This window comes from Dongia deserti (assembly GCF_003574735.1).
Classification (GTDB): domain Bacteria; phylum Pseudomonadota; class Alphaproteobacteria; order Dongiales; family Dongiaceae; genus Dongia_A; species Dongia_A deserti.
Map to the genome: position 1 here is coordinate 1 of NZ_QORW01000020.1, position 24,538 is coordinate 24,538.

The 24,538-nt window shown below is 64.0% G+C and carries 28 protein-coding genes; 8 read left to right on the top strand and 20 right to left on the bottom strand.

Features of this window, described 5'->3' with window-relative positions:
- Positions 1-54 precede the first annotated feature (54 nt).
- The 9 genes from DTX69_RS24290 to DTX69_RS24335 form a co-directional block, all read right to left on the bottom strand.
- A complete protein-coding gene (locus DTX69_RS24290) occupies positions 55-1,290 on the bottom strand; it encodes a phage major capsid protein (protein WP_162917523.1) in 1,236 nt (411 codons plus the stop codon).
- Positions 1,291-1,539: 249 nt separating this feature from the next.
- The gene (locus DTX69_RS24295; protein WP_119304179.1) at positions 1,540-1,785 is read right to left on the bottom strand and encodes a hypothetical protein; all 246 of its coding nucleotides are present in this window, start codon (positions 1,783-1,785) and stop codon (positions 1,540-1,542) included.
- Positions 1,786-2,060: 275 nt separating this feature from the next.
- The gene (locus DTX69_RS24300) at positions 2,061-2,261 is read right to left on the bottom strand and encodes a hypothetical protein (RefSeq protein WP_119304180.1); all 201 of its coding nucleotides are present in this window, start codon (positions 2,259-2,261) and stop codon (positions 2,061-2,063) included.
- Positions 2,258-2,542, bottom strand: coding sequence for a DnaA N-terminal domain-containing protein (locus DTX69_RS24305; protein ID WP_119304181.1), 285 nt, complete (start codon positions 2,540-2,542; stop codon positions 2,258-2,260). The genes DTX69_RS24300 and DTX69_RS24305 overlap by 4 nt, the downstream gene beginning before the upstream one ends.
- On the bottom strand, positions 2,539-3,516 hold the full coding sequence (locus DTX69_RS24310) for a helix-turn-helix domain-containing protein (RefSeq protein ID WP_119304182.1): 978 nt from the start codon (positions 3,514-3,516) through the stop codon (positions 2,539-2,541). Before DTX69_RS24310 ends, DTX69_RS24305 begins: the two co-directional genes overlap by 4 nt.
- A 24-nt stretch (positions 3,517-3,540) precedes the next feature.
- Complete coding sequence (locus tag DTX69_RS24315; protein ID WP_119304183.1) at positions 3,541-3,744, bottom strand: helix-turn-helix transcriptional regulator; 204 nt, start codon at positions 3,742-3,744, stop codon at positions 3,541-3,543.
- Positions 3,745-3,821: 77 nt separating this feature from the next.
- Positions 3,822-4,325 (bottom strand): hypothetical protein, encoded by a 504-nt coding sequence (locus DTX69_RS24320; protein WP_119304184.1) that lies wholly within the window; start codon positions 4,323-4,325, stop codon positions 3,822-3,824.
- On the bottom strand, positions 4,322-5,914 hold the full coding sequence (locus tag DTX69_RS24325; RefSeq protein ID WP_119304185.1) for a tyrosine-type recombinase/integrase: 1,593 nt from the start codon (positions 5,912-5,914) through the stop codon (positions 4,322-4,324). The genes DTX69_RS24320 and DTX69_RS24325 overlap by 4 nt, the downstream gene beginning before the upstream one ends.
- A 303-nt stretch (positions 5,915-6,217) precedes the next feature.
- The gene (locus DTX69_RS24335) at positions 6,218-7,882 is read right to left on the bottom strand and encodes a caspase family protein (RefSeq protein WP_284736042.1); all 1,665 of its coding nucleotides are present in this window, start codon (positions 7,880-7,882) and stop codon (positions 6,218-6,220) included.
- Between the two features lie 350 nt (positions 7,883-8,232).
- On the opposite strand from DTX69_RS24335, the gene DTX69_RS24340 reads away from it, so the two are divergent.
- Genes DTX69_RS24340 through DTX69_RS24375 form a run of 8 tightly spaced genes read left to right on the top strand, consistent with a single transcriptional unit; the run spans position 8,233 to position 12,439 of the window.
- On the top strand, positions 8,233-8,589 hold the full coding sequence (locus DTX69_RS24340; protein WP_119304187.1) for an ArsR/SmtB family transcription factor: 357 nt from the start codon (positions 8,233-8,235) through the stop codon (positions 8,587-8,589).
- Positions 8,567-9,043: an SRPBCC domain-containing protein gene (locus tag DTX69_RS24345; RefSeq protein WP_119304188.1), complete on the top strand. Its 477-nt coding sequence runs from the start codon at positions 8,567-8,569 to the stop codon at positions 9,041-9,043. Before DTX69_RS24340 ends, DTX69_RS24345 begins: the two co-directional genes overlap by 23 nt.
- 13 nt (positions 9,044-9,056) lie before the next feature.
- Entirely contained in the window at positions 9,057-9,842 is a 786-nt protein-coding gene (locus tag DTX69_RS24350) for a DUF899 domain-containing protein (protein WP_119304189.1), read from the top strand.
- Between the two features lie 26 nt (positions 9,843-9,868).
- Positions 9,869-10,156 carry a hypothetical protein gene (locus DTX69_RS24355; protein ID WP_162917524.1) on the top strand — a complete coding sequence of 96 codons (288 nt, stop codon included), beginning with the start codon at positions 9,869-9,871 and terminating at the stop codon, positions 10,154-10,156.
- A 2-nt stretch (positions 10,157-10,158) separates the two neighbouring features.
- Positions 10,159-10,629, top strand: coding sequence for an SRPBCC domain-containing protein (locus DTX69_RS24360; RefSeq protein WP_284736043.1), 471 nt, complete (start codon positions 10,159-10,161; stop codon positions 10,627-10,629).
- A 15-nt stretch (positions 10,630-10,644) separates the two neighbouring features.
- On the top strand, positions 10,645-11,295 hold the full coding sequence (locus DTX69_RS24365; protein WP_119304191.1) for a glutathione S-transferase family protein: 651 nt from the start codon (positions 10,645-10,647) through the stop codon (positions 11,293-11,295).
- Positions 11,292-11,696, top strand: coding sequence for a GFA family protein (locus tag DTX69_RS24370; RefSeq protein ID WP_119304192.1), 405 nt, complete (start codon positions 11,292-11,294; stop codon positions 11,694-11,696). Before DTX69_RS24365 ends, DTX69_RS24370 begins: the two co-directional genes overlap by 4 nt.
- Positions 11,697-11,707: 11 nt before the next feature.
- Positions 11,708-12,439: a DUF899 domain-containing protein gene (locus DTX69_RS24375; protein WP_119304193.1), complete on the top strand. Its 732-nt coding sequence runs from the start codon at positions 11,708-11,710 to the stop codon at positions 12,437-12,439.
- Positions 12,440-12,461: 22 nt separating this feature from the next.
- Here DTX69_RS24375 and DTX69_RS24380 read toward each other — a convergent pair whose 3' ends face one another.
- The 11 genes from DTX69_RS24380 to DTX69_RS24430 form a co-directional block, all read right to left on the bottom strand.
- Positions 12,462-13,013 (bottom strand): phosphatase domain-containing protein, encoded by a 552-nt coding sequence (locus DTX69_RS24380; RefSeq protein WP_119304194.1) that lies wholly within the window; start codon positions 13,011-13,013, stop codon positions 12,462-12,464.
- Between the two features lie 85 nt (positions 13,014-13,098).
- Positions 13,099-14,109 carry an ABC transporter substrate-binding protein gene (locus tag DTX69_RS24385; protein WP_119304195.1) on the bottom strand — a complete coding sequence of 337 codons (1,011 nt, stop codon included), beginning with the start codon at positions 14,107-14,109 and terminating at the stop codon, positions 13,099-13,101.
- Between the two features lie 23 nt (positions 14,110-14,132).
- A complete protein-coding gene (locus DTX69_RS24390) occupies positions 14,133-15,296 on the bottom strand; it encodes an ABC transporter permease (RefSeq protein ID WP_284736044.1) in 1,164 nt (387 codons plus the stop codon).
- Positions 15,293-16,186: an ABC transporter permease gene (locus DTX69_RS24395; RefSeq protein WP_119304196.1), complete on the bottom strand. Its 894-nt coding sequence runs from the start codon at positions 16,184-16,186 to the stop codon at positions 15,293-15,295. Before DTX69_RS24395 ends, DTX69_RS24390 begins: the two co-directional genes overlap by 4 nt.
- Before the next feature lie 10 nt (positions 16,187-16,196).
- Complete coding sequence (locus DTX69_RS24400) at positions 16,197-17,048, bottom strand: ABC transporter ATP-binding protein (protein ID WP_119304197.1); 852 nt, start codon at positions 17,046-17,048, stop codon at positions 16,197-16,199.
- The gene (locus DTX69_RS24405) at positions 17,038-18,282 is read right to left on the bottom strand and encodes a Zn-dependent hydrolase (RefSeq protein ID WP_119304277.1); all 1,245 of its coding nucleotides are present in this window, start codon (positions 18,280-18,282) and stop codon (positions 17,038-17,040) included. Before DTX69_RS24405 ends, DTX69_RS24400 begins: the two co-directional genes overlap by 11 nt.
- Before the next feature lie 105 nt (positions 18,283-18,387).
- Positions 18,388-19,668 (bottom strand): amidohydrolase family protein, encoded by a 1,281-nt coding sequence (locus DTX69_RS24410; RefSeq protein WP_119304198.1) that lies wholly within the window; start codon positions 19,666-19,668, stop codon positions 18,388-18,390.
- Between the two features lie 12 nt (positions 19,669-19,680).
- A complete protein-coding gene (locus DTX69_RS24415; RefSeq protein WP_119304199.1) occupies positions 19,681-20,622 on the bottom strand; it encodes an ABC transporter permease in 942 nt (313 codons plus the stop codon).
- 2 nt (positions 20,623-20,624) lie between these two features.
- Complete coding sequence (locus DTX69_RS24420; protein ID WP_119304200.1) at positions 20,625-21,674, bottom strand: ABC transporter permease; 1,050 nt, start codon at positions 21,672-21,674, stop codon at positions 20,625-20,627.
- A complete protein-coding gene (locus DTX69_RS24425) occupies positions 21,664-23,223 on the bottom strand; it encodes an ABC transporter ATP-binding protein (RefSeq protein ID WP_119304201.1) in 1,560 nt (519 codons plus the stop codon). The genes DTX69_RS24420 and DTX69_RS24425 overlap by 11 nt, the downstream gene beginning before the upstream one ends.
- Before the next feature lie 250 nt (positions 23,224-23,473).
- Positions 23,474-24,481 (bottom strand): BMP family protein, encoded by a 1,008-nt coding sequence (locus DTX69_RS24430; RefSeq protein ID WP_119304202.1) that lies wholly within the window; start codon positions 24,479-24,481, stop codon positions 23,474-23,476.
- Positions 24,482-24,538: the final 57 nt, after the last annotated feature.

Below are 24,538 nucleotides of genomic sequence, written 5' to 3' on the forward strand. Positions count from 1 at the left end.
CCGCCTGCGCGCCAAGCGATGAAACAGCGCAGGACCTGAGGGGCTGCTTACACCTCAGGTGATGAGGCCGAAGTCGCCGTACACGAACGCTTCCGGACGATACGTCGCGAGAACAACCCTCTCCTCGGCACGCACGGTGACGAGGTTCTTCACGAAGTTGTCGCGATCTTCGGTGCTGATCTCGACCGCGGTCTCTTCGCGCTCGAATAGCTCGCAGCCGATGGCGAACTGCCCGACCAAGAACTTGTCGCGCTCCATTGCCGTGCTCAAAGCGACAGGCTTCTTGAACAGCATCGGCTCCGCGGTGGAGAGGGGACCGCCAGGAATCAAATAGTGCCCGTCCTCGGCCTTCTCCTGGAGGATCAGCTGCCAGTCCGTCGGATGCATGACGATGCCGTCCGGCTCATGGTCGATCGCCCGGAGCTGAGCGATCGCCGCGCCGATGAAGTCGGCCTTGCTCGTCAAGCTGAGGCCGGTCGGCGCGGCGAACGCCGTCGCGTCGATCGTCAGGCCCGACAGGTTCTGTCCCGTGCCGCTCCCGAAGAGAAGCTGCTGGTCCTCCTTGAGCTGGACGCCATATCGCATGCGGCCATCGAGGAAGCTTTGCAGCCGGGGCTCGTCGGCGAGGATTTGCTTCGACGCTCGCGTTGTGTGCGCGATGGTGATGGGCGTCGCGGTCACCAGCTCGAACGTGAGCGTGGACTCCGGCTTCTCCTCGCCCTCGGTCACCGGCCTGGCGTTGTTGGTGAAGCCGGTTTCGCGATTGTACTCGACTGTGCCCGAGCCCGTGGTAGTGACCGTCATGAGATCGCGGACGCGGACCGCACGCTGCGCCGGGCCGATGATCTCCGGCCGATGATCGCGCGCGCCGCTGGGGCCGTTCGGCGGGCCCGAGAGGATCGCCGCGTTGACCGTGAAGCGCGACCGGCCGTGAGCCTCGCAGCCCTTCGCCGCATTGCGCAACACGTCCGGCTCGAGCGCAGCAACGAACGAGCTGGCGGACGCGCCGCCATACCTCAGGCGGGCGAGGACGCCGGTACGCGCGGCGACCACCTTCTCGAGATCTTCGTTGCGGGTCTGGAGCGCGTCGATTCTGTCTTCGAGCTTCTCGATCTTCTTGGCCTGCTCATCGCCGACGCGCGTGAGTTCCACCTTCACCTCCGCCAGCGTGCGCATGAGGCGCGCGCTAACGTCACCCTCATCGTTGCGCACGGTGCCGATGACGCCGGCCGGACGGTCCGCAGCGCAAAGCACGGCAAGCGATACCGCTGGTAGTCTGGATTTACTCATGGAGATTTGCCTCTTTTCTGAGGCGGGATCGGAAGGCATCGCGTGCACACCCCAATCGCCGCCGTTGTTACACGGTAGTCTCACGCGCTCATTGCGCGTTCGACCGGTTGCGACTGGGTGTGGCAGCGCCCGACATGCCACGTGATCCAGGCGAGGCGGGGTTCTCCCGTCTCTAGGCAGCGCCCGGCATGCCCTGTCGCAACCGTCACCGATTCGCCTCCGTCGCGTCAATGCCGTCGTATAGAGTCGTCAATGCCGCACCTGATCGGTCCCGATTGCATCGAACGCGCCGGACTCGATCTTGTCGCCCAGCTCGCGAAAGCACCGCGCCGCCATCTCCGACCCGACCAGCTGCACCTGGCCGATCGCCGCCGCCGCTGCGAGCTCTCGCATGAGAATCGACGCAGACACACCCCGCTTGCCCGCCAGATCGATTGCTGACCTCACGATGAAGATCGCTTGCTTCGCCTGTTCGTCTTCGATGTTCCGATCCATGGTCCACCTCCGTGATGTTGATCGTTTAGATTCGATGCGCCGGCAAAATAATCGGCGGCGCCGGCGCAGCTCCACCGCACGCTCTAGATGCTGCGCATCTAAGCGACTCTGCTGACTCGAGTTTTTGAGAGCGGCTCGCGCGGCTGGAACGCAGAGGCCTCGGAAGGCCTCGAAAATCACGTCAGCCGCGAAAAAAATCTGCGCGTGACAGCCCCACCGGTCCGGAATCGGCGCGCTCCAGACTTTTGACCCACCCTCCCCCGGCGCGAAGCGCATCATCGGACCCGCCTCACGATCGTGCCGGCGCCGTCCTCGGCCTTGCGGCACGCGAACTCGTGCCCATACTTGCGCTTGTAGTAATTGGCGTTGCGGGTCGCCGCGTGAATGCCTTGCGGCACATGGAAGGTCTCGCCGACCGCGACGGTGCGCCACAGGCTCGGCACTTCAGCTGCGTGCGCGAGGAGATTGGCGCTCATGCCGTTGCCCTCGCTGGCCGCACGACGATCTCAACGCGTTCGCAGCTCGGGCTCTCCCGGCGAAAGCAGTCCAGCAACGCATCGCCGTAGTGATTCGCGATCCAGTCTCGGGCGAAGCGGCCAGCGATCGCGACGCGGACAGTCGCGCCGGTGTTGCTCTCGATCCAGGCATCCCGAAACCACGCCCGGAACATCACATCGCCGATGCGCTCCCGGAGGCGGTCGCCAGCAGGACCGAGCGCGTGCGGCTGTTCGAACTGGACGGCTGCTGTGTCAGTCATCTTGGCTTCCTCACTTCGATCTCGAGGCGCGAGATCGCGAAGCCTGCGCGCCTCCAGCAGGCGATGACGGACTCGGCATAGTCGCGGATGATCCTCTCTCGGACGAACGCAGTGGCGGAGAGCGTCAGCGTTTCCTCATCGACGCGCTCGAACTTGACGTCACGGAACCAGGTGGCGAAGGCGTGCTCGTTCTTCCTGCCGAGCATTTCCGCGAGCAGAGCGCCGGCATGGCCAAGATGGTTCCCTTGCCCTGGCGCAGCATCGGCCGCGCCCTCGCGCGCGCGCTCGCGTGCAGGGTTCAGATACGAAGTATCTGTAAGGGTAGGGAGGCCACCCGTGGCCTCCATTGCGGCCGGATTTGGCCTCCTATCCTCGCCCAATGGAGGCCACCCGTGGCCTCCATTGGGGGGTTTATGGAGGCCACCCGTGGCCTCCATTGGAGGAGGCAAAGGACGCACGCCGGTGCGTCCTTCCGACCCGGAAAGGACGCACGCCGGTGCATCCTTTCCCCGGCGAATGCGTGCATGCTCATGCACGCTTTTCCATGCCTCGTCGATGCGATCAGCGAGACGCCGGCCGGCGTTGGTCGCGGCCACCTGGCACCGCTCGAAGGCCGGCAGGTAGACGTTCGCAACGCCCTTTCCGCCATAGACGCGCCGGCCGTCGGCGCGCTGACCGAGATCGCGGCGCTGCACGATGAGATAGCCGCGGGCCTCGAGCTCGGCGATGGCGCGGCGCACGGTGCGGAGGCCAGCCCGCATCGCGGCAGCGATCGATTCCTGCCGCATGAACGTATCGCCCCTGTGCCGGTTGAAATGCGAGCCGATGATGCATCCGACTCGCAATGCTTTATCCGAGAGATCGGGATCGAGCGCCATCGCGTCGGTCCACTCCATGCGAAGCTGCTTAGGGATCAGGATCAGCTCGCCACCTGGTCGAGTGCTACCGGCCGATCGGCGGGCGAGTCGCGTCATGGTGAAACTCGATCGAAGCCACCATCACGCCGCGCGGGCCGCGCGCGCGGCGGCGCGCTGGTCCAGCCATTCCTTCACTTCGGCCTCGATGTAGACGGCAGTGTTGGGGCCGAGCGCCACGGGCCTGGGAAAGCCATGGTCGCGAATCCAGCGGCTCAGCGTCATCCGATTGTTGACGATGCCCTGCGCTTTGAGGTCGCTGAACTTCAGATAGGTCGGGAGTTGCATCACGTCGCTCCGGTTCGTTGGACGTGACGCGGAATTATCTACATGGAGCGCGGATACGCAAAAGGAAGTTTCGGAAGCTATTCGCGCGGTTTCTTTCCGTTGGGCATTTCCGCGAACAGCGGCCACACGTCCGGCGGAACGTCCCACTCACCGGCAAGCATTCTTTGCCCCTCCGGACCCCGGAGCGGGATGAGAACGGAGTTGCGCGGATACGTTGCGATCGCCTCGGCAAGTGACGTTTTCTCTGTGAACGCGCGCTCCCTCGGCCGACCCTCGTAGTACCTCTCTGCCTCGGTATGCAGCTTCGCCAGCGACGACGTGCCGTAGCCTGTCACCTCGGCGCCGAAGAGCTTTTTGGCGAACGCGGCGATGCGGTCGCACGCCGCGGTCTTGTATATGCCGTCACGCCGCATCAAGAATTCGACCGCCGTCCAGACTGCCAGCATATCGCCCCGGTTGCCCGGCGGATGTCCGCGCCCATTGCCGCTCGCCTTGGCCTTCTCCGTCACGCTCGGGGCACCATAGCGTTCGACAAGCCACGCCAGCGTCTCGAGATCATCATCCGTCCAGGGCGCGCTCACGACGCCCTCGCCTTCCTGCCGCGCGCACTCCGCGCCTGGTCGATCGGCGTGACGGTCGCCGGCGCCGGCTCGACGATGCTCAGCAGCTTGTGGGCCCATTGCTGCAGCGCGTCCCGCTTCTCGTCCTGATACTCATGCCAGTCGTAGTTTTTTTCGACACCCTTCCGGGAGTGCGAGATTACCCGCTCGCGCACGTGCTGTTCGACCTTCAACCCGGATAGCCGCGTCCGCACCGTGCGGCGGAGATCGTGAAACTCCCAATGCGTCGGCCCCCACGCCCACACGTCGGATGGCGCGGCCGATCCAAACGCGGTCAGAATGCGCGCCTCAGCCTGTTTTGGCGACGTGATCTCAGTCACGCGGCAATAGCCCCAACTCTCGCCGTGCCTAATGCCGACGATGCGGCCAACATCGGTTTCCTTGAACGGAGCGTGCCCCGTTGCGACCAGCTTCACGGTCTTGCCCTTGGCCGCGCGCTGCGTCGTGATGGAGACGGCCAGGCTTTGCCCAGGACGGGCCCTAGCCTCGCTCTCGTGCCGCCGCATCATGAGAACATCGAGCCTGTCCTTCATCTTGGAAAAGCCGTCTACGTGCTTCTCGCCATCTGTCGTGGTAAAGACGAAATCGCCTCCCTCGCCGGCCGTAATGCTGCGGAACAGATCGGCCGCGGCCGGAACTAGCGGAACGATGTGGCCGGCTTCCATTTTCATGCGCTCCGGCGGGATCACGAGCGACGGCTCGGCCTTCGGATTGTCACGCCAGCCGGCGGGCTGGATCTCCGGCCAGGACGCCTCGCCGATTTCGTCCCTGCGCTGCCCGGTCAAGACCAGAAGGCGCACCAGCGGGGCGTAGGGCTGCCCGAGCTCGCCGGCCGCATGCCATACGTCGGACAACTCAGCATCGCTCAGGACGCGGTCGCGGGGCTTCCTGCGGCCGATCAGAGTCTTTGCGTCGATCGCCTTCGCGGGGTTGAAGCCTTCTTTCAGCCCATAGCCGCGGCCCGGCTGCGCCGCCCATTTGAACAAGCCGGAAATCCAGATCAAGGAATTGTGGGCGTGGTAGGGCGCCTTGCGATCCACGATGGCCAAGATCGCGGCGCCGATGTCGTCCGACGTGATGTCCGTTATGGGCCTGTCGCTCCATCGCTTGCCCATCTCGCCCTGCAGGACCGACTTCGCCTCGCCGGCCTTCGCCAGCTTCGACGCGCGGCGCTGCAGATAGTCGACTACCACCACGGCCCAGGTGTTCGCCTTGCGCTCCGCCTCTTCGGCCCTCTTCCGCTCTTCCTCGGCGCGTTGGCGGGCCTCTTGTTCCCTCGGGTCAATCCCGCGCTGGATCAGCTCCAGCCATGCCCGGGCCTTGTCCCTGGCATCGGCCAGCGTGATCGCCCCGACTTCGCCAAGGGAGCGCGGCGTCGGGTGTTTCGGATTGAGGGGGAAGCGCGCCACCAGCACGTAGCTCTTCGAGCCGGCGTCTGTGACCCTGAGCCACATGCCCGGCACCACGCCGTCAGGAAGCATCAGGCGCTTTCCCTTTGGCGCCTTCAACGATGAGTTGACCTTGCGATCGGTGAGAGCATGTTTGCCCATGCCGGTTGCTCCTCTAAGGACACTCGGGACAACAAGGACAACGCCGGGACAACAAAATGAGCCGTTAGCCGCTGTTATTCCCTGATTTCGAGTGTTGTCGAGAAACGGGCCAATAGCAATGACTTTCCGCGATTCTGCGGGCTCGACTGTGATGCGATGTTGTCCGGAATGCTTTGTGTCCGACCGGCTGTTAACCGGTTGGTCGCTGGTTCGAATCCGGCCCGGGGAGCCAGTTTTGAACGGGTCGGAAGCCCATGGTTTCCGACCCGTCTTCATTTGATCCGGCCAATGCCTGCGCTCCCTTTACCGGGCCAGCAGCGGCACCTTTTGGCGCCGTACGGCGGTCGGTCCCAGGATCTGCGGCGTTTGATCGTACTCGAGCTCGGCGAGTTGCGCCCTGGTCTTGGCGACGAGCCGCTCGAAGCTGATTGACCGTTTGGCTGCGTTCTCGCGCCGCAGGATGTTGGCCAGCGAAAACGTGAAGGCGCCGTAGCTGACAGCGCCATGCCGGTACTCGTAGGACAACTGCTCCTCGCCGCAGGCCTCGATGATCAGCGGCAGATAGGGCCCGATCGGCTGCTTCCGCCTCCGCCCCTTCTTCAGCCGATCATACTCCCTGGCAGAGAGGCCGCGCAGCATGGCCGCCCGGCCCAGGCGCTTGGTCGCGCCGTTGTGGCCGAAATACTCGATGGCTGTTTCCTTCTGGCGCGTGAACGTCTCGTTGATCCGGTTGAAGTCCCGGCTCACCCACATCTGGCTCTTGATGTCCCATTTCAGTTCGCGGTGGCGGATATCGTCAGGCGGCGTCAATCCGCGCGGCCGATGGGCGCCATCCCGATGAATGCCACCGGAATGGCAGCAATCGAAAATCATGATCAGGCGGCATTCATAGGGCAGTTGGCTATAGAGGCCGTATATCTGGTCGTCGGAAATCGCCTTCTCTGGCGTCCAGTCGAAATCCCAGGGTACCAGTACCTCGACCTGATGGTCCGGCTCGAAGTCCTCGCCATATTGCGGAATCTTGGCGCCGTGACCGCTGTAGTAGAAGATGAGTTCGTCGCCCGGTTTCGGGTCGTCGAGCAGCCATTTCAGGCGATCGAGAATGCCTTTGGCCGTCGCCCGCTCGTCAAGGCACGTCCGGATCGCTTCCGGCGGCACGCCGCATTCCTGCAGCACCGAGCTCATCGTGAAAACGTCATTGACGCAGCCTTCGAGACGATCGGGTTCGTTCGGATAGTTGTTGATGCCGATCAGCAGCGCTTTCTGCGTCTTGCGGCGGGGTGCCGGTGCGCCACGGGCCAATGTCCTCGGCATCGCTCCGATGACTCTCGCGCCTGTCGCTTCGGCGGAGATCGGCCGCCAAACGTTCGCGATCGTCGCCGGATGGCTGAGGTAGCGTTCGGCCGTGTGATCGGCGAAACCCGCGTCGTCGAACCGCGTATCCGTCTGACGGAAATTCGCCCCTTCCCATAGGCGGATCGGCGCCGTGAAGACGTCGTCCTCCTCATTATAGAGATGATGCCAGAAATCGACATCGAGCGGCTGGATACGGCCGTTGGTGATATTGCGTACGACAAAGGGGTTGCCGATCTGCGATCCCAGCGTGACGTATTTCGCGCGTTTCAGAACGTCGCGGATCTTGCCTTCCTGCGCATCGTCATGGCTGAAAGCGTCGTACGTGATCAACGAGCCCAGGCTGTGCGCCAGAATGATATCGGGCTCGTTCTGGCGTACGGCATCCAGGATCCGTTGCCGGCTCGCGCGCTTGAAACCCTCCTCCTCGACCCAAGCGACGACGTAGCCGGCCGTCCACTGGATCTTGTCTGCGACGTCGGTGAGAACACCGCGCTTGCGGCGACTGATCGATGCAACCCCGCTGGCCGTCAGCTTCCAGAATGCCCGGGCACATTTCCAGGCTGTCAGCTTCGTCCTCTCGAAAATGTCGTCATAGGTGACGTACTCGCACACGGGTACAACACCTCCCGGGAAACTCTGCTTAAGCGCCGCGGTCCACCTTTCCTTCCAGTCGGACGTGCGATGGTCGCCAAGACCATGAACTCCCAGAACCCTCAATGACTTTGGCAAGCCACCCTCCCCCCGTTTTTCAGGTCGAGTAACTATATCGCAGGTTGCAAATCCCGGCGACAACAAACGCGTTTCTCCCACTGCGAAGACACCGGGCGCACGCCGCAGCCGGAGGAACGCGGCGACGAATGGGCCAAATTTTTGATTTGGCGGGCCCAACGCGAGCGCCTTGACAAACCGCCCCGCGCGCTATATTTAACCACATAGTTATTTAACTTGATGGTTTATCACGGATGACCCCAGACCGCCTCAGCGCCACCTTCTCCGCCCTCGCCGATCCGACGCGGCGCGCGATCCTGGCGCGGCTCACTTTGGGTGAGGCTTCGGTCAACGAATTGGCGGAACCATTCGACATGAGCCTCCCCGCCGTCTCCAAGCATCTGAAGGTGCTGGAACGTGCAGGGCTCATTGCGCGCGGGCGCGCGGCGCAGTGGCGGCCGTGCACGCTGCAGGCTGGTCCTTTGAAGGACATCGCCGATTGGGTCGAACAGTACCGCCGCTTCTGGGAGCAGAGCTTCGATCGCTTGGACGACTATTTGAAGGAACTTCAAGGCAAGGGAAAGAAACATGGCCCCAAAAAGCAACCCTGAGACCGATCGCGAGATCGAGGAACGCACGCTCGTCCTCTCGCGCGTGTTCGATGCGCCGCGTACTCTCGTCTTCAAAGTGTGGACGCAGCCGGAGCATCTCGCGCGCTGGTGGGGCCCGCGCGGCTACAGCTTGATCACCTACAAAGCCGATGTGCGTGCCGGCGGCACGTACCGGTTCGGCACGCGCTCGCCGGAGAATACCGAGCATTGGGCGCACGGCACCTATCAGGAGGTGACGCCGCCCGAGCGGCTGGTCTTCACCCATGCCTGGGAACATCCCGACGGCTCGCCCAAGCACGAGACCGTCGTGACGCTGAGCTTCGCAGAGCAGGGCGAAAAGACCAAGCTGACGCTCAAGCAGACCCTGTTCGAATCCGTCACAGCCCGCGACCTGCATCACGGCGGCTGGAGCAGCACGCTCGATTTGCTCGAAGAATACCTCGCTACACTCTGACAGGAGACAGACCATGCAGCACCGCATCGTTTCCCGCGACCAGTGGCTTCAGGAGCGCACGGCTTTTCTGGCCAAGGAAAAGGAACTGACCAAGCTGCGCGACCGCCTGAGCGAAGAGCGCCGCGCGCTGCCGTGGGTCAAGGTCGAGAAGAGCTATGTGTTCGACACGCCGGACGGAAAGAAGACCCTGGCGGACCTGTTCGACGGCCGCAGCCAGCTCATCATCAAGCACTTCATGCTGGCGCCTGGCCAGAAGGAAGGCTGCGTCGGCTGCTCCTTCGAATCCGATCACGCCCAAGCCGCGCTGGTGCATCTCGAGAACCACGACGTCTCTTATGTCGCCGTAGCACGCGCACCGCTCGCCGAGATCGAGGCCTTCCAGAAGCGCATGGGGTGGAGCTTCCGCTGGGTTTCCTCGTTCGGCAGCGACTTCAACTACGACTTCAACGTTTCCTTCACCCCGTCACAGCTGGCCAACGGCACGGCCTTCTACAATTACCGCGCCGGGCCGGTGCCGCTCGAGGATTTGTCGGGCCTCAGCGTGTTCTACAAGGACGAGAAAGGCTCGATCTATCACACCTACTCGACCTTTGGCCGTGGCGCGGAGGAACGGCTGGGCACCTACGTCTTCCTGGACATCACGCCGAACGGCCGCAACGAAACCGGCCCCAGCCATACGCTCGCCGATTGGGTCCGCCATCACGATCGCTATGGCGCGCCCGGCCACGTGAGCGCCGTCGGCCGCTGGGTTCCGGCGGAACAAGGTGCGGCTTGCTGCCATGGCAACGCCGCGGAATAGACACCTCTCACGGTGGAGGGGCGATCATGCTCTGCTGTGCAGTGGGTGTCGCGGCGGTCGCGACCGGAGCGATTGGATGGAGACGATTCCGACGTTTCTTTCCGGAGCGTCTGAATGCACAATCGCTCCTGGCCGCGGCTGTTACAGCGACGATCGTACTATCGATCACAGCCTTGACGGTGGAGCATTTTTCGCACCACGCCGCCTATGCCAGCGACAGCACGGCATTGCTGCGCGATCTCGGCTCCCTGCCCCTCTGCCGCAGCGGCACGCCGGCCGATCGCATCACGGATCTTGCGAGTATTGAGGAGTAGTCATGGCTGCGACAGCGAATGCCACCCGTGAAATGGCTCAGCACGAGCTCGTCATCACCCGCACCTTCGACGCGCCGCGCGCGCTGGTCTTCAGGGCCTGGAGCGCACCGGAACATATGGTTCGCTGGCTCGGACCCAAGAACTTCTCGGTGCCATCCTGCACCATGGACTTCCGCCCGGGCGGCGCCTACCGCGCCTGCATCTGCTCGCCTGACGGCAACGAATACTGGATGCGCGGCATCTATCGCGAGATCGTCGAGCCGGAACGGCTCATGTTCACCTTCTCCTGGGAGGAGGAAGGCGAACGCGGGCGCGAGAACCTCGTCACCGTGACCTTTGCCGACCAGGGCAACAAAACACGCATGACATTCCGCCAGGCCTTCTTCGAAACTGTCGAAACGCGCGACTCCCACAACGAGGGCTGGAGCGAGTGCTTCGATCGCCTGGCGCAATTCCTCGCTGGCGAGCGTTGAGACTAGGAGGTAACCATGAGGATCCAGGTAAGCGCGTTCCGCTGGGTGCCGCCTTTCGCTCGCGGCTACGTGCGTGATCTGCGCGTGCGCTGGGCACTCGAGGAAGCCGGCCTTCCCTACGAGGCGGTGCTGATCGACGGGCAGGTGCAGGGCTTCCCCGACTATCGCCACTGGCAGCCCTTCGGCCAGGTCCCCGCCTATCGCGCCGACGGCGTCGAGATGTTCGAATCCGGCGCAATTGTCCTGCACATCGCGGCTCGATCGGAGGCACTGGCGCCGAAGGATCCGGCCGGCTGGGCCCGCGTGATGACGTGGGTATTCGCAGCGCTCAACTCGGTCGAGCCGCACGTGCAGGGCCTGGCGCAGATCGACATCTTCCACGCCGGCGAAGCCTGGACCACGGAGCGCCGTCCGCAGGTCGTCGGCATGATCGAGAAGCGGCTCGCGGCGCTGTCCACGTGGCTTGAGGGGCGCGACTATCTCGAGCACCGCTTCACCGCAGGCGACCTGATGATGACGACCGTGCTGCGCGCGATCAAAGACGACGCGATCCTCGCGCGCTTCCCGGTGCTGGACGATTATCGGCGCCGATGCGAATCCCGCCCCCCTTTCCGCCGCGCGCTCGACGCCCAACTGCGCGACTTCCAGGAGGCTATGTCATCATGATGAAGACCTATCACGGCAGCTGCCATTGCGGGGCGGTCCGCTTCGAATGCGACCTCGACCTCGCCAAAGGCACCAGCAAGTGCAATTGCTCGGCTTGTGCCAAGGGCCGCTTCTGGAAGGCGATCGTGATGGCGGATTCATTTCGCCTCAAGCAGGGCGCGGAGGCCCTGGCGGACTATCAATTTGGCCGGCACGTCATCCATCACCAGTTCTGCAGGACCTGCGGCATCAAGCCCTTCGGCCACGCCAACGTGCAGGAGTTGGGTGGCGAATTCTATGCCGTGAACGTGGCCTGCCTGGATGATGTCACACCCGAGGAACTGGCCGCCGCGCCTGTGCAGTATGAAGACGGCCGGAATGATCGCTGGGATGCAGCGCCTGCCGTGACACGTCATTTGTGAGGAGGAGCGAAATGCAGCGTCCCGTCGTCTCCCGCGATGAATGGATCACTGCCCGCAAAGCCCTGCTGCTCAAGGAGAAGCAGCTCACGCGCCAGCGTGACCAATTGGCTGCCGAGCGGCGCAAGCTGCCCTGGGTGAAGGTCGACAAGGCCTACGTCTTCGATGGCTCCAACGGCAAGGAAACGCTTGCTGATCTGTTCGATGGCCGCAGCCAGCTCGTTATCCAGCACTTCATGTTCGGCCCCGATTGGGAAGAAGGTTGCGTCGGCTGCTCTTTCGGCGCGGACCATGTCGACAGCGCGCGGCAGCATTTCGAGCATCGCGACCTTTCCTTCGCGGCGGTATCCCGCACGTCGGTTGCGAAGATCGAATCGTTCAAACGCCGGATGGGTTGGCGATTCAAATGGGTCTCGTCGTTCGACAGCGACTTCAACTACGACTTCGGCGTCTCCTTTACCAGGGAACAGCTTGCAGGGGGCGAGGTCGTCTACAACTACGGGCCGATCGAAAGCCAGATGGAAGATCTGTCCGGCATCAGCCTGTTCTACAAGGACGAGACCGGCTCCATCTTCCACACCTATTCGACCTATGCCCGCGGCGACGAGCTGCTGAGCACGGCCTACGCCTATCTCGACCTCGCTCCCAAAGGCCGTGACGAGGAAGGCCTGCCCTTCCCCTCCGCCTGGTGGCGGCACCACGACAAGTATGAGGATGAGGGTCTCAAGGCAAAGAAGATCGGCTAACAGAAGCGATCTTTGCTGACACTCATCGCTCCGCCGAGCGCGCGCGATGTGCCATGAGCGACAAATAGTGCTCCTGCTCGAACGACTGGATCGAGCCGGGGCGGGCCCCCCTCACCTGCTGGATCGCATCGCGGGCGCTGAAGCCATACTGCATGAGGATGAGCGACGCGACTGTTCCGGTCCGCCCGAGGCCGGCGTAGCAATGGATGAAGACGCGTCCGCCCTCCTGCAGCCTCCGGTCCAGGCGCGGCCAGAGATCGACCCAGGCAGTCTCGAACCGATGGTCGGGCGCCATCATGTCGCAGATCGGCAGATGCAGCCATTCGACGCTGTGCTCGGCCAACGCCTCCGCTAGCAGATGCACAGGCGCGCCCGCTTCGGTCAGCTCATGCTCCTCCATCAGCGAGAGCATCGCGTGCGGCTTCCATTCCGCGATCGCCTTGAGGTCGTCCCTGAGGCTCTCGGGTGCGCGCACCAGTCCCAGCGGTGAGAGCCTCAGCCTATGGCCGGGGCAGCAGCCGAGGCCGAGGCGCCCGCCGTTTGGGAGTTTCAGTTCGTTGAATGTGTAGTCCATGGCCGTATCATAGCACTTCGCGCCGAAAGAAAACCCCGGCCGCGAGAGCCGGGGTTTCCGTCCTGATCTTCCGCCGGCGGCAGCTTTACATCGCCAACGCTTTCTCGATCACCACATGGGTCCAGGCGCCTTCCGGCTTCTTGCTGATGACGGGGTCGGAGCCGCCACCCATCAGCGTGTCGACGGTGCGGTTGTAGGCCGCCTCGTCCAGGTAGCCTGTCCCCTTTGGGTTCTCGCCGACCAGCTTGGCGATCTCTCCCATCATGCGCTTCTGGTGCTTCTCAGTCTGCGCGCCGGTCTCGTCATTCTCCAGCGTGATCATCGCCGCCTCGTCCGGGTTGGCGACCGCATAATCCCAGCCCTTCATCGAGGCCTTCACGAATTTGGCCAGCCTCTCGACCATCGCCGGATCCTGCAGGCTCTTCTCAAGCGTGTAGAGCCCATCCTCGAGCGTCGCCACGCCCTGATCCTCGTACTTGAAGGTGGTCAACTGGTCCGGCTTCATGCCGGCATCGATCACCTGCCAGTATTCGTTATAGGTCATGGTGGAGATGCAATCGGCCTGCTTCTGCAGCAGCGGGTCGACATTGAAGCCCTGCTTAAGCACCTTCACGCCGCCGGCGCTGCCATCGGTCTTGAGGCCCAGCTTGGCCATCCAGTTGAGGAACGGATATTCGTTGCCGCCAAACCAGACACCGAGCGTCTTGCCGGCGAACTTGTCTGGCGAGGTGACGCCGCTGTCATTGCGGCAGGTCAGCATCATGCCGGACTTCTGAAACACCTGGGCGATGTTGACCAGCGGCACGCCCTTCTCGCGCGTCGCCAGCGCCGAGGGCATCCAGTCCACCACCACGTCGGCGCCGCCGCCGGCGATGACCTGGCTGGGGTTGATGTCCGGTCCACCCGGCTTGATCGTCACGTCCAGCCCGACTTCGTCATAGAAGCCTTTGTCCTTCGCCACGAAATAGCCGGCGAACTGGGCCTGTGTCACCCATTTCAATTGCAAGGTCAGCTTCTCGGCCGCCTCCGCCGCGCCCGCTGACAACGCCACTAACGCCGCCGCTGCAACTGCGCCCCTCCAAGTTCTCGCACGCATCGTCTGCCTCCTTGTTTATGCGTTCATCGACTGCGGTAAGATGGATGCCAAAATGTGAAACTGCGCTCGAGCAGTGCCAGGATGCCATATGAGGCCGATCCGGCGACGGCGGCGACCGCAATGGTCGCCCACACGACATCGACGTTCATGATCTGAACCTGGGTGCTGATGCGGAATCCCATGCCGCCCATGCCTGAGCCGAAGAACTCCGCCACGATGCCGCCGATCAGCGCCAGGGTCGAGTTGATCTTGAGCGCGTTGAAGATGAAGGGCAGCGCCGCCGGTACCCGCAGCGCCCACATGGTCTGCCAATAGGTGGCACCATAAGACCGCATGAGGTCGAGCTCCATGCGGTCGGCGGCATTGAGGCCCGCCACGGCATTCACCAGCATGGGGAAGAAGATCATGAAGACGATCACCGCCGTCTTGGATTCCCAGCCAAACCCGAACCACATGACCATGATCGGCGCGACGGCAACGATCGGCACGGCGCTGACCATGTTGCCGAGGGGTAGCAACCCGCGCTGCAGGAACGGCACGCGGTCGACGATCAGCGCCGTACCCAGCCCGAGCAGGTTGCCGAGGATGAAGCCGGTCAGAACGGCCTTCAGGAAGGTCTCCTTGAAATCGTTCGCAAGTGTCGGCGCCTCGCTCTTCAGGGCCTGGAAGATCTCAGTCGGCGCCGGCAGAAGAACGCGCGGGATCGCGAAACCCACGACGACCACCTGCCAGACATAAACCAGCGCCACGCCGAACAGGGCAGGCACCAGCAGGGCGTGGATCCGGCTGGATGGCAGCGCCGAAATGTGCTGCATCACCGTCCAAGCGAACAGCATGATGCCAGCAATGACAAGCCAGAATCCCGGCGACGTCCTCACGCCGTCGATCAATGCCGCGACGAAACCTTCGGAGGCGGTGCGCATCGCGAGTTCCGCAGTCGGCAGCATGATCGGGCCGACCGCCGCGATCAGCGCGGTAAGCGTCCCCAACCAGACCCACAGCTCTCCCTTGGCCCAGTGCCGCAGCCAGCGTTCCCCCGCCACGACCGCCGCAATGCCGAACGCGACGAAGGCGGCGGACAGCGGAAACTGCGACCAATAGACCTTGCCCTCTTCGTAGTAGCCAATCGGCAGAGCAAGGCCGACCGCCATGAGGAACGCGCTGACCCAGGCGTATCGCGGATTCATGCCCGGCCTCCAGTGCGGCGCAACGTCGCCCATTCGATCCCGGCGATCGAGTAGACCAACGTCATGCCGAGGATGGCCGCCAGCACCAGGGCCGACCAGATCTGCACCATCTGGCCGTAGTAGGAGCCCGCCAGCATGCGCGAGCCGAGGCCGCCCTCCGCACCGGTCGGCAGCTCGCCCACGATGGCCCCGACCAGGCTGATCGCGATCGCCACCTTGAGGCTCGCGAACAGGAACGGAATGGAGGCCGGCACCCGCAGCTTCCAGAAGATCTGCCAGCGGCTGGCATTGTAGGTGCGCATCAGATCCATCTGCTGCGGATCGGGCGAGCGTAAGCCCTTCACCATGCCGATCGTGACGGGGAAGAAGCACAGATACATCGAGATGATCGCCTTCGGCACCAGGCCTGTGACTCCGACGCTGGCCAGGATCACGATGATCATCGGCGCAATGGCCAGGATTGGGATCGTCTGCGAGGCGATGATCCACGGCATCAAGGAGCGGTCCAGCGTGCGCACATGAACGATGCCGGCCGCCAGCAGGATGCCGAGCAGAGTGCCGAATGCGAACCCGACGAGCGTCGCCGACGCGGTGATGTAGGCGTGGTAGACCAGCGAGCGCTTGCTGGTGACCTTGAGCGCGGCGGTCGAGTTCCACAGATCGACCGCGATCTGATCCGGCGCCGGCAGCACCGGCCGCTCCATATTCCAGGTGCCCTGGATCAACTCGCTGATCGAATAACCGGGATCGACCTGCTCTAGTTGCTCGGAGACGCGGTTGTAATTGAGCGCGATCGCCAGCGCATACCACAGCACGATGATGATCGCGAGAACCGTGAAGATCGGCAGTACCCGCCCCTTCGGCGAAAGAAAGCCGAGCGCGGCGGTCATGCTCGCCCTCTCAGTCATACGAATGCCCGGCCTTCAGACCTTCACGGACCCGGTGCGCCAGCTCGATGGCCGCGGGCGTCTCGCGCGTCTCGAGCGTTCGATGATGCGGGAGGGTGCTGTCGATCACATCGACGATGCGGCCGGGGCGGGCGCTCATCACGACGATCCTGGTGGAGAGCAGAACCGCCTCGTCGATCGAGTGGGTGACGAAGATCACGGTCTTGCGGGTCTTTTCCCAGATCTGCAGCAGCTCTTCGTTCATCCGGTCGCGCGTGATCTCGTCGAGCGCGCCGAACGGCTCGTCCATCAGCAGCAAGTGCGGATCGAACGACAAGGCGCGTGCGATGGAGACGCGCTGCTGCATGCCGCCGGAGAGCTGCCAGGGGAACTTCCTCTCGAAGCCATTGAGGCCGACCAGCTCCAGGTAGCGCTTGGCCCTGGCCTCCCGCTCCTCTTTCGGCACACCCATGATCTCGTGGGGCAGCTCGACATTGCGCCGCACATTGCGCCAGGGATAGAGCGCAGCTGCCTGGAAGATGTAGCCGTAGGAGCGCTTCAGCCGCGCTTCGCGCGGCGAGACGCCATTGACGGTAATCGTGCCTTCCGTCGGCTGCTCCAGGTCGGCGACGATGCGCATCAGAGTGGTCTTGCCGCAGCCCGACGGGCCGATCAGCGACACGAACTCGCCGGACCGGATCGCGAGATTGATGTTTCTGAGCGCAACGACCGGCGCATCGGCGGTCTGGAAGGTCAGGCCGAGATCGCGGATATCGATGATGACATCCGACGAAGCCGCCTTGCCATCAGGCCCGCGGCCGCGGATGGGTAGATCGACGACCTTGGCCGTCGGCTCAGAGGGCATTGGCGCGCTCCACGACGGCGCGCAACAGGACATCGCAACCCGCACCGCAATCCTCGCGCGTGGCGCTCTCGATCTCGTTGTGGCTGATGCCACCCTCGCACGGGATGAAGATCATGCCCGTCGGCGCGACGCGGCTCATGTAGCAGGCATCGTGGCCGGCGCCGCTGATGATCGGCATGCTTGGCATGCCAAGTTCCTCTGCGCCCGCCTTCACCGCGCCGACACAGCTCGTGTCGAACTTCACCGGCGGCGAGTACCAGATCTCCTTGAAATCGAGCTCGAGGCTGTTCTTTGCCGCAGCTTCCTCGCAGGCAGCCTTTGCGCCGGCGGCCATCTTGGACAGCACCGCATCCTCCGGGTGACGCAGATCGATGGTGAAGAACACCTTGCCCGGAATCGTGTTGCGCGAGTTGGGGCTGGACTGGATGAGCCCGACGGTCGCGCAGGCGAATGGCTGGTTGTCGTGTCCGATGCGGTTGATGGCGGTGACAACATGCGCCGCACCGACCAGGGCATCCTTGCGCACCTTCATCGGCGTCGGGCCGGCATGGGCCTCCTGCCCCACCATGGTCACCTCGAACCAGCGCTGGCCCTGCGCGCCCTGCACCACGCCGATGGTCTTCTTCTCGTTCTCCAGGATCGGGCCCTGCTCGATGTGCGTCTCGAAGAACGCGAACACCGGGCGACCGCCGACCTCTTCTGGGCCGTCATAGCCGATGCGCTTCAGCTCCTGGCCCATGGTCTTGCCGTCGAGGTCGGCGCGCGACAATCCGTAGTCCAACGGGAACACACCGGCGAACACGCCCGACGCGACCATGGCCGGGGCGAAGCGCGAGCCTTCCTCGTTGGTCCAGACCGCGACCTCGATCGGCCGCTGGGTCTCGTAGTTGAAATCGTTCAGCGTGCGCACAACCTCGAGGCCGGCCATGATGCCGTAGATGCCGTCGAACTTGCCGCCGGTCGGCTGGCTGTCGATATGGCTGCCGGTCATGACGGGCGACAGCGAATCGTCCTTGCCCGGACGGCGCGCGAAGATGTTACCCATCTTGTCGATCTTGACAGTGCAGCCGGCGTCCTTCGCCCACTGGCAGAACAGGTCGCGCGCTTGGCGGTCGAGGTCGGTGAGGGCCAGCCGGCAGACGCCGCCCTTCTCGGTGGCGCCGATCTTGGCCATCTCCATAAGGCTGTCCCAGAGACGGTCGGCGTTGATGCGCAGATTGGTAGCCACGTTCAAACTCTCCCAGTTGTTCGCCAGCCCCAAAATCAGAGACTTAGCGGCTTTTTATCGGATTCGCCGCCCATAATTTTGTAACGAGTTTGGCGCTGTCTGACCAAACGGTCAACTCCGTTTCCGCAGGAAATCCGCGCTTTCCGGGCGTCCCGGCAGGTTGAGCCGCGCGGTCTGCGCTGGCGTTTCTGCGATCACCTTGCCGCGCCTGAGGACCGCCAGCCGCGTCGCGCGGACGCGGATCGCCTCGACCGGATCGACGGCCTGCAGGATGACCAGATCGGCGTTCTTGCCAGGTGCGATGCCGTAGCCCTCGAGCCCAAGGATGCGCGCGGGATTCTCGGTGACTGCGGCGAAGCAGGCGCGCATCGCGTCCTGCCCGGTCATCTGCGCGACATGCAGGCCCATGTGCGCGACCTCCAGCATGTCGCCGGAGCCCATGCCGTACCAGGGGTCCATCACGCAATCGTGGCCGAAGGCGACGGTGAGGCCCGCCGCCATCAGCTCCGGCACGCGCGTCATGCCGCGGCGCTTCGGGTATGTATCATGGCGTCCCTGGATGGTGATGTTGATCAGCGGATTGGCGATCGCGTTGAGCCGCGCTTCGGCCATCAGAGGGATGAGCTTGCTGACATAGTAATTGTCCATGGAGTGCATGGAGGTGAGGTGCGATCCCGTCACCCTGCCCTGCAGCCCCAGGCGCTGCGTCTCGTAGGCGAGCGTCTCCACATGGCGCGACATCGGGTCGTCGGTCTCGTCGCAATGCATGTCGACCGGCAGGCCTCGCTCCGCCGCGAGCTCGCACAAGGCGCGAACCGAGGCCGCACCGTCCGCCATGGTGCGCTCGAAATGCGGGATGCCGCCGACCACGTCGACGCCGCGGTCGAGCGCGGTCTTGAGCAGCTCCATGGCGCCGGGCGCGCGGAACACGCCGTCCTGGGGGAAAGCGACAAGCTGAAGGTCGAGATAGGGTCTGACCTTCTTCTTCACCTCCAGCAGCGCATCGACCGCCAGCAGGCGCGGATCGCAGACGTCGACGTGCGAGCGGATCGCGAGCAGCCCTTTGGCGACAGCCCAGTCGCAATAGGCCAAGGCCCGCTCGGCGATCGCCTCCTGGGTCAGCAGCGGCTTGAGCTCGCCCCACAATGCGATACCTTCGATCAACGTACCGGACTGGTTGAGGCGCGGCAGGCCGAGCGACAGGGTCGCATCCATGTGGAAATGCGCATCGACGAAGGGCGGGCTGACCAGGCGGCCCTTGGCGTCGATCTCCTTGGCGGCACTCGCATCCAAGGCCGGTCCGACCTTCACGATCTTGCCGCCTTCGATGCCGATATCGACGTCCTGCCGCCCGTCCGGCAGGTTGGCGCCGCGAATGATGAGATCGAGCATGGGTCTCTCCGTTCAGCGCTCGCCCTTGCGATAGGGGATCATCAGCGCTCGTGGATAGCCGGCGCGCCGCGACATCGCGATCAGCGCCAGGATCGACAGAATATAGGGCAGCATCAGGAACAGCTGATAGGGCAGATAGGCGCCGGCCAGCTGCTGCAGGCGCAATTGATACGCGTCGAACGCCGCGAACAGGATCGCGCCCAAAAGCGCCTTGCCCGGGCGCCAGGAACCGAACACCACCAGCGCGATGCAGATCCAGCCGCGCCCGTTCACCATGTCGAAATAGAACGAGTTGAAGGCCGACATTGTCAGAAAGGCGCCGCCCAGCGCCATGAAGGCGCTCCCGACTGCCACCGCGCCGACGCGCAGCCACGTCACGTCGATGCCCTGCGCCTCCACCGCTGCGGGATTCTCGCCGACCGTGCGCACCGCCAAACCGATCGGCGTGCGGTAGAGCACGTAGGCCACCACGATCACCGCGACGAACGCCAGGTACGTCAGCGGCGTTTGGCGGAACAAAGCGTCGCCCAATATCGGGATCTGCGACAGCACGGGCACCTCGAGTGGCGCAAAGGTCTGGATCTTGGGGGGCGAGGTCACTTCGGGGAACGCAATGCGGTACGCATAGTACGTGAGCGAGGTGGCAAGAAGCGTAATGCCGATGCCCGTGACATGTTGCGACAGGCCGAGCGGCACAGTGAGAAATCCGTGCAGCAATCCGAAGGCTGCGCCGGCCAGCGCGGCTACAGCCACGCCGGTCCACAGATCCGCGCCATGATAGACCGCGACCCAGCCGGCGAAGGCGCCGACGGTCATGATGCCTTCGATGCCGAGATTGAGCACGCCGGCGCGCTCGCAGATCAGCTCGCCCAGGGTCGCGAAGATCAGCGGCGAGGCGATGCGGATCGCCGCCGCCCACAGGCTCGCCTCGAAGATGATGCTGATCCCGTCCATGCCTACCTCAGCTTCAGGCGGAAGCGGGTAAACAGCATGGCCGTCACCATGGTGAGCAGGGCGGTCGCGACCATCACGTTGGCGATGTAGTTGGGCACGCCGACCGTGCGGCTCATGGCGTCCGCGCCGACGAACATGGCGGCGACGAAGATCGCGGCGGCGATCACGCCGACCGGATGCAACACCGCCAGCATGGCGACCACGATGCCCGTGTAGCCGAAACCCGGCGACAGATCGAGGGTGAGATTGCCCTTGAGGCCTGCCACTTCGCTGACACCAGCGAGTGCCGCAAGACCGCCGGAGAGCAACGCCGTCTTCGCCATCACCCAGTTCACCGGGATGCCGGCGAAGCGCGCGGCGCGTGGATTGAACCCAACCGTGCGCATCTCATAGCCGAAGGTCGTTCGCGCATTGATGAACCAGACGATAAGCGCCGCCCCGATTGCGATGATGAAACCAAAGTGCAGGCGCTTGCCCTGGATCAATTTGGGCAGGGCTGCATCGGCGATGACTCTCTTCGATTGCGGCCAGCCCAGGCCCATCGGATCCTTGAGCGGTCCGTCAAGCAGCATGCTCACGAACAGGATCATGATGAAGTTCAGCAGCAGGGTCGTCACGACCTCGTCGACGCCGAAGTGCGTCTTCAGATAGGTCGGCCCGAGCAGGAGCAGCGCGCCGGCCATCATGGCGGCCACCATGATCATCGGGACGAGGATCTGCGCCGGCAGCGGTAGCGCGCCCGTGCCGAGCACCACGGTCATGATCGCGCCCGCATAGAGCTGCGCCTCCGCGCCGATATTCCACAGCTTGGCGCGAAAGGCGACGGCAACCGCGAGGCCGGTGAAGATCAGCGGCGTCGCGCGCGTCAGCGTTTCGACCAACGCAAATTGCGTTCCGGCAGCGCCCCTGACCACGGCGGCGAACACGGAAAGCGGCGAAGCGCCGCCGATAAGCGCCAGGACCGCCGCGACGAGAAAACTCACCGCGATCGCGACGAGCGGCGCGATCACCCAGATGCTGCGCGTCGGTTCGGTGCGCGGTTCAAGCCGCATGGGCTTCCCCGCCGAAGCCGTGACCGGCCATCATCAGGCCGAGGTGACGGATGGTCACGTCCTTGCGCGCCATCGGCGCCGACATGCGGCCGCGATACATCACGACGATGCGGTCGGAGAGCGTGAGCAGCTCATCGAGATCTTCCGAGATCAGCAGGGTTCCGGCGCCGCTGGCTCGCGCCTTCAAGAGCTGCTGATGCACATAGCGCACCGCGCCGATATCGAGGCCGCGAGTCGGCTGGTTGGCGAGGATGATGCGGGGATCGCGCGCCATCTCGCGGCCCAGGATCAGCTTCTGCATGTTGCCGCCGGAGAGGAGCCGCGTCGCGGCCTGCGGGCCTGGGCAGCGCACGTCGTAGTCCGCGATGATGCGGGTCGCAAAGTCGCGGACGGCCCTCCAGTCGATCAGGCCGCGTTTCGAAAAGGGCGCTTCGCGATAGCGCGCGGAGATGACGTTCTCTTCCAAGGACAGATCGCCCACCACACCGACCGCGTGCCGGTCTTCGGGGATGCGCGCGACGCCGGAGGAGACCATCCAGGCGGGATCGAAATGGTGGATCTCCTGCCCGAACAGGGTAAGCGAACCGTTGCTCGGCTTCACAATGCCGCTGATGACATCCGCGAGCGCACCCTGCCCGTTTCCGGACACGCCCGCGATGCCGATGATCTCGTTGCCGTGGAGTTCGAGCGAGACCTCCTGCAGGCGCGGATGCCCCTCGCCGGCCAGCGTGACGGCCTTCAGAGCCAGGGCGACCGGGCCAACGGGGATCGGCTCGACCTTCGGTTCAGGGATCGGGCGGCCAACCATCAGCTCGGCCAGTTCGTGACGGTCCGTCTCGGCGGTGCGCCGCTCTGCCACCAGCTTCCCCTGGCGCAGTACCACGATGCGGCGGCTGACCGCCATCACCTCATGGAGCTTGTGCGAGATGAAGATGATGGCGAGGCCACGTTCAACCAGCTTCTTAAGCGTGGCGAACAGGGCCTCGGTTTCTTGCGGCGTGAGAACGGCGGTCGGCTCGTCCAGGATCAGGATGCGGGCGTCGCGGTAGAGCGCCTTCAGGATCTCCACGCGCTGCCGTTCGCCGACCGATAGATCGGCGATCCGCGCGTCAGGCCTGACGAGCAGGCCGAAGGTTTCCGACAGCCTTGCGAGTTTGGCCCGCGCGTCAGCATGTCTTGAGCGAGCGCGCCACAGCGGCTCAGTCCCCAGCACTACGTTGTCGAGCACGGTCAGATTGTCGGCCAGGGTGAAATGCTGGTGCACCATGCCGATGCCGCGTGCCAGCGCTGCCTTGGGCGAGCCCGGTGGCAGGGCTTCTCCGAATGCTTCGATGCTGCCCTCATCGGCCACGTAATGGCCGAACAGGATGTTCATGAGCGTGGTCTTGCCGGCGCCGTTCTCGCCGAGCAGCGCCAGCACCTCGCCGCGATGCAGATCGAGGCTGATCGCATCGTTCGCCACCAGCGGGCCGAAGCGCTTGGTAATGCCGCTCAGTCGGAGGACGATTTCGTTCGCCGGGTTCGGGGGTTGAGTCGATTCAGACGGCATAGCGACACCTCTTCCCCCCTTGTGGGGGAAGGATGCGGAGCCTTGGCGAAGGCAGTGAGCCTAGGCGAAGCTGGATGGGGGGTGACGCCGCACGAGCATTCGAATGGGTTCTCTGCGCTCTACGTTGCTCTGAGATGGCCAGCAATTCGTCATTGGTTGCCGACAGTCGTGCGGCGTCACCCCCCATCCCAACCTTCCCCCACAAGGGGGGAAGGGGCTCATCAAGCGCTGGCAACAAGCGAAATTACTCTCAGCCCGACTTGGGCTCGCTGTCGTCGATCTCGACGGTGAAGCTGCCGTCCTTGATGGCCTTCTCCTTCTCCGCCACCATGGCCATTGCCTCGGCCGGCACCTTGCCTTCGAAGGTGCCGAGCGGCGAGATGCTGCAGCCGCCCGCCTTCATGAAGGAATAGACGCCGTAGTCCTCGGCCTTGAAGCTGCCGGCCTTCACCGCGTTGATGGCAGCATCGAGCGTCGGCTCGAAGTGCCACAAGGCCGACACCACGACGGTGTCGGGATAGTCCGCTTGCGTGTCGATCACATTCCCGATCGCCACCACGCCGCGTTCCTTCGCGGCATCGGAGACGCCAAAGCGCTCGGCATACATCACGTCGGCGCCGGAATCGATCTGGGCGAAGGCCGTCTCCTTGGCCTTCGGCGGATCGAACCAGGAGCCGATGAACGCCACCTGGAACCTGGTGTCCGGCGCCGTCTCTCGCACGCCGTCCATGAATGCGTTCATCAGCCGGTTTACTTCCGGGATGGGGTAGCCGCCGACCATGCCGATGTTCTTCTTCTTGGTCATGGCTCCAGCAATGATGCCCGTCAGGTACGAGGCGTCCTGGATATAGTTGTCGAACACGGCGAAGTTCGGCACCGATTCGTCAGGCTTGAAGCTGGAGCCGATCAGGAAGGCGCGATCGGGATAGTCCCGCGCCACGGCGCGGGCGGCATCCTCCACCGCGAAGGCTTCGCCGACGATCAGCTGATGGCCGGCTTCGCAATATTCGCGCATCACGCGCTCATAGTCGGTGTTCGCCACCTTTTCGGAGAAGGTGTATTCGATGTCGCCGCGCTGCTGCGCTGTAGTCGCGGCCTTGTGGATGCGGCTGACCCATTGTTGCTCCACCGGAACGGTGTAGATCGCGGCAGTCTTGATCTTGCCCGCCGCCAGACTCCGACGCGGCAGAGTGCCGAGCGCGGAAACGGCAGCGATCCCGCCCGTCGCGAGCAGGACATTACGACGTGAAAACAGCATTTCTGCCCCCTATCTCCCTGTCTGTTGCCCGCTTCGCGGGCGCCTTCCCTGATCCTG

Excerpts from the sequence above, each read along its gene's own strand:
- DTX69_RS24325 (WP_119304185.1), bottom strand. The coding sequence starts at position 5,914 with ATGGGCAAACATGCTCTCACCGATCGCAAGGTCAACTCATCGTTGAAG.
- DTX69_RS24375 (WP_119304193.1), top strand. The coding sequence starts at position 11,708 with ATGCAGCGTCCCGTCGTCTCCCGCGATGAATGGATCACTGCCCGCAAA.
- DTX69_RS24430 (WP_119304202.1), bottom strand. The coding sequence starts at position 24,481 with ATGCTGTTTTCACGTCGTAATGTCCTGCTCGCGACGGGCGGGATCGCT.
- DTX69_RS24345 (WP_119304188.1), top strand. The coding sequence starts at position 8,567 with ATGGCCCCAAAAAGCAACCCTGAGACCGATCGCGAGATCGAGGAACGC.
- DTX69_RS24360 (WP_284736043.1), top strand. The coding sequence starts at position 10,159 with ATGGCTGCGACAGCGAATGCCACCCGTGAAATGGCTCAGCACGAGCTC.
- DTX69_RS24290 (WP_162917523.1), bottom strand. The coding sequence starts at position 1,290 with ATGAGTAAATCCAGACTACCAGCGGTATCGCTTGCCGTGCTTTGCGCT.
- DTX69_RS24365 (WP_119304191.1), top strand. The coding sequence starts at position 10,645 with ATGAGGATCCAGGTAAGCGCGTTCCGCTGGGTGCCGCCTTTCGCTCGC.
- DTX69_RS24305 (WP_119304181.1), bottom strand. The coding sequence starts at position 2,542 with ATGACTGACACAGCAGCCGTCCAGTTCGAACAGCCGCACGCGCTCGGT.
- DTX69_RS24300 (WP_119304180.1), bottom strand. The coding sequence starts at position 2,261 with ATGAGCGCCAATCTCCTCGCGCACGCAGCTGAAGTGCCGAGCCTGTGG.
- DTX69_RS24420 (WP_119304200.1), bottom strand. The coding sequence starts at position 21,674 with ATGCGGCTTGAACCGCGCACCGAACCGACGCGCAGCATCTGGGTGATC.
- DTX69_RS24315 (WP_119304183.1), bottom strand. The coding sequence starts at position 3,744 with ATGCAACTCCCGACCTATCTGAAGTTCAGCGACCTCAAAGCGCAGGGC.
- DTX69_RS24295 (WP_119304179.1), bottom strand. The coding sequence starts at position 1,785 with ATGGATCGGAACATCGAAGACGAACAGGCGAAGCAAGCGATCTTCATC.
- DTX69_RS24380 (WP_119304194.1), bottom strand. The coding sequence starts at position 13,013 with ATGGACTACACATTCAACGAACTGAAACTCCCAAACGGCGGGCGCCTC.
- DTX69_RS24370 (WP_119304192.1), top strand. The coding sequence starts at position 11,292 with ATGATGAAGACCTATCACGGCAGCTGCCATTGCGGGGCGGTCCGCTTC.
- DTX69_RS24350 (WP_119304189.1), top strand. The coding sequence starts at position 9,057 with ATGCAGCACCGCATCGTTTCCCGCGACCAGTGGCTTCAGGAGCGCACG.
- DTX69_RS24425 (WP_119304201.1), bottom strand. The coding sequence starts at position 23,223 with ATGCCGTCTGAATCGACTCAACCCCCGAACCCGGCGAACGAAATCGTC.
- DTX69_RS24385 (WP_119304195.1), bottom strand. The coding sequence starts at position 14,109 with ATGCGTGCGAGAACTTGGAGGGGCGCAGTTGCAGCGGCGGCGTTAGTG.
- DTX69_RS24410 (WP_119304198.1), bottom strand. The coding sequence starts at position 19,668 with ATGCTCGATCTCATCATTCGCGGCGCCAACCTGCCGGACGGGCGGCAG.
- DTX69_RS24400 (WP_119304197.1), bottom strand. The coding sequence starts at position 17,048 with ATGCCCTCTGAGCCGACGGCCAAGGTCGTCGATCTACCCATCCGCGGC.
- DTX69_RS24395 (WP_119304196.1), bottom strand. The coding sequence starts at position 16,186 with ATGACCGCCGCGCTCGGCTTTCTTTCGCCGAAGGGGCGGGTACTGCCG.
- DTX69_RS24340 (WP_119304187.1), top strand. The coding sequence starts at position 8,233 with ATGACCCCAGACCGCCTCAGCGCCACCTTCTCCGCCCTCGCCGATCCG.
- DTX69_RS24415 (WP_119304199.1), bottom strand. The coding sequence starts at position 20,622 with ATGGACGGGATCAGCATCATCTTCGAGGCGAGCCTGTGGGCGGCGGCG.
- DTX69_RS24355 (WP_162917524.1), top strand. The coding sequence starts at position 9,869 with ATGCTCTGCTGTGCAGTGGGTGTCGCGGCGGTCGCGACCGGAGCGATT.
- DTX69_RS24310 (WP_119304182.1), bottom strand. The coding sequence starts at position 3,516 with ATGACGCGACTCGCCCGCCGATCGGCCGGTAGCACTCGACCAGGTGGC.
- DTX69_RS24390 (WP_284736044.1), bottom strand. The coding sequence starts at position 15,296 with ATGAATCCGCGATACGCCTGGGTCAGCGCGTTCCTCATGGCGGTCGGC.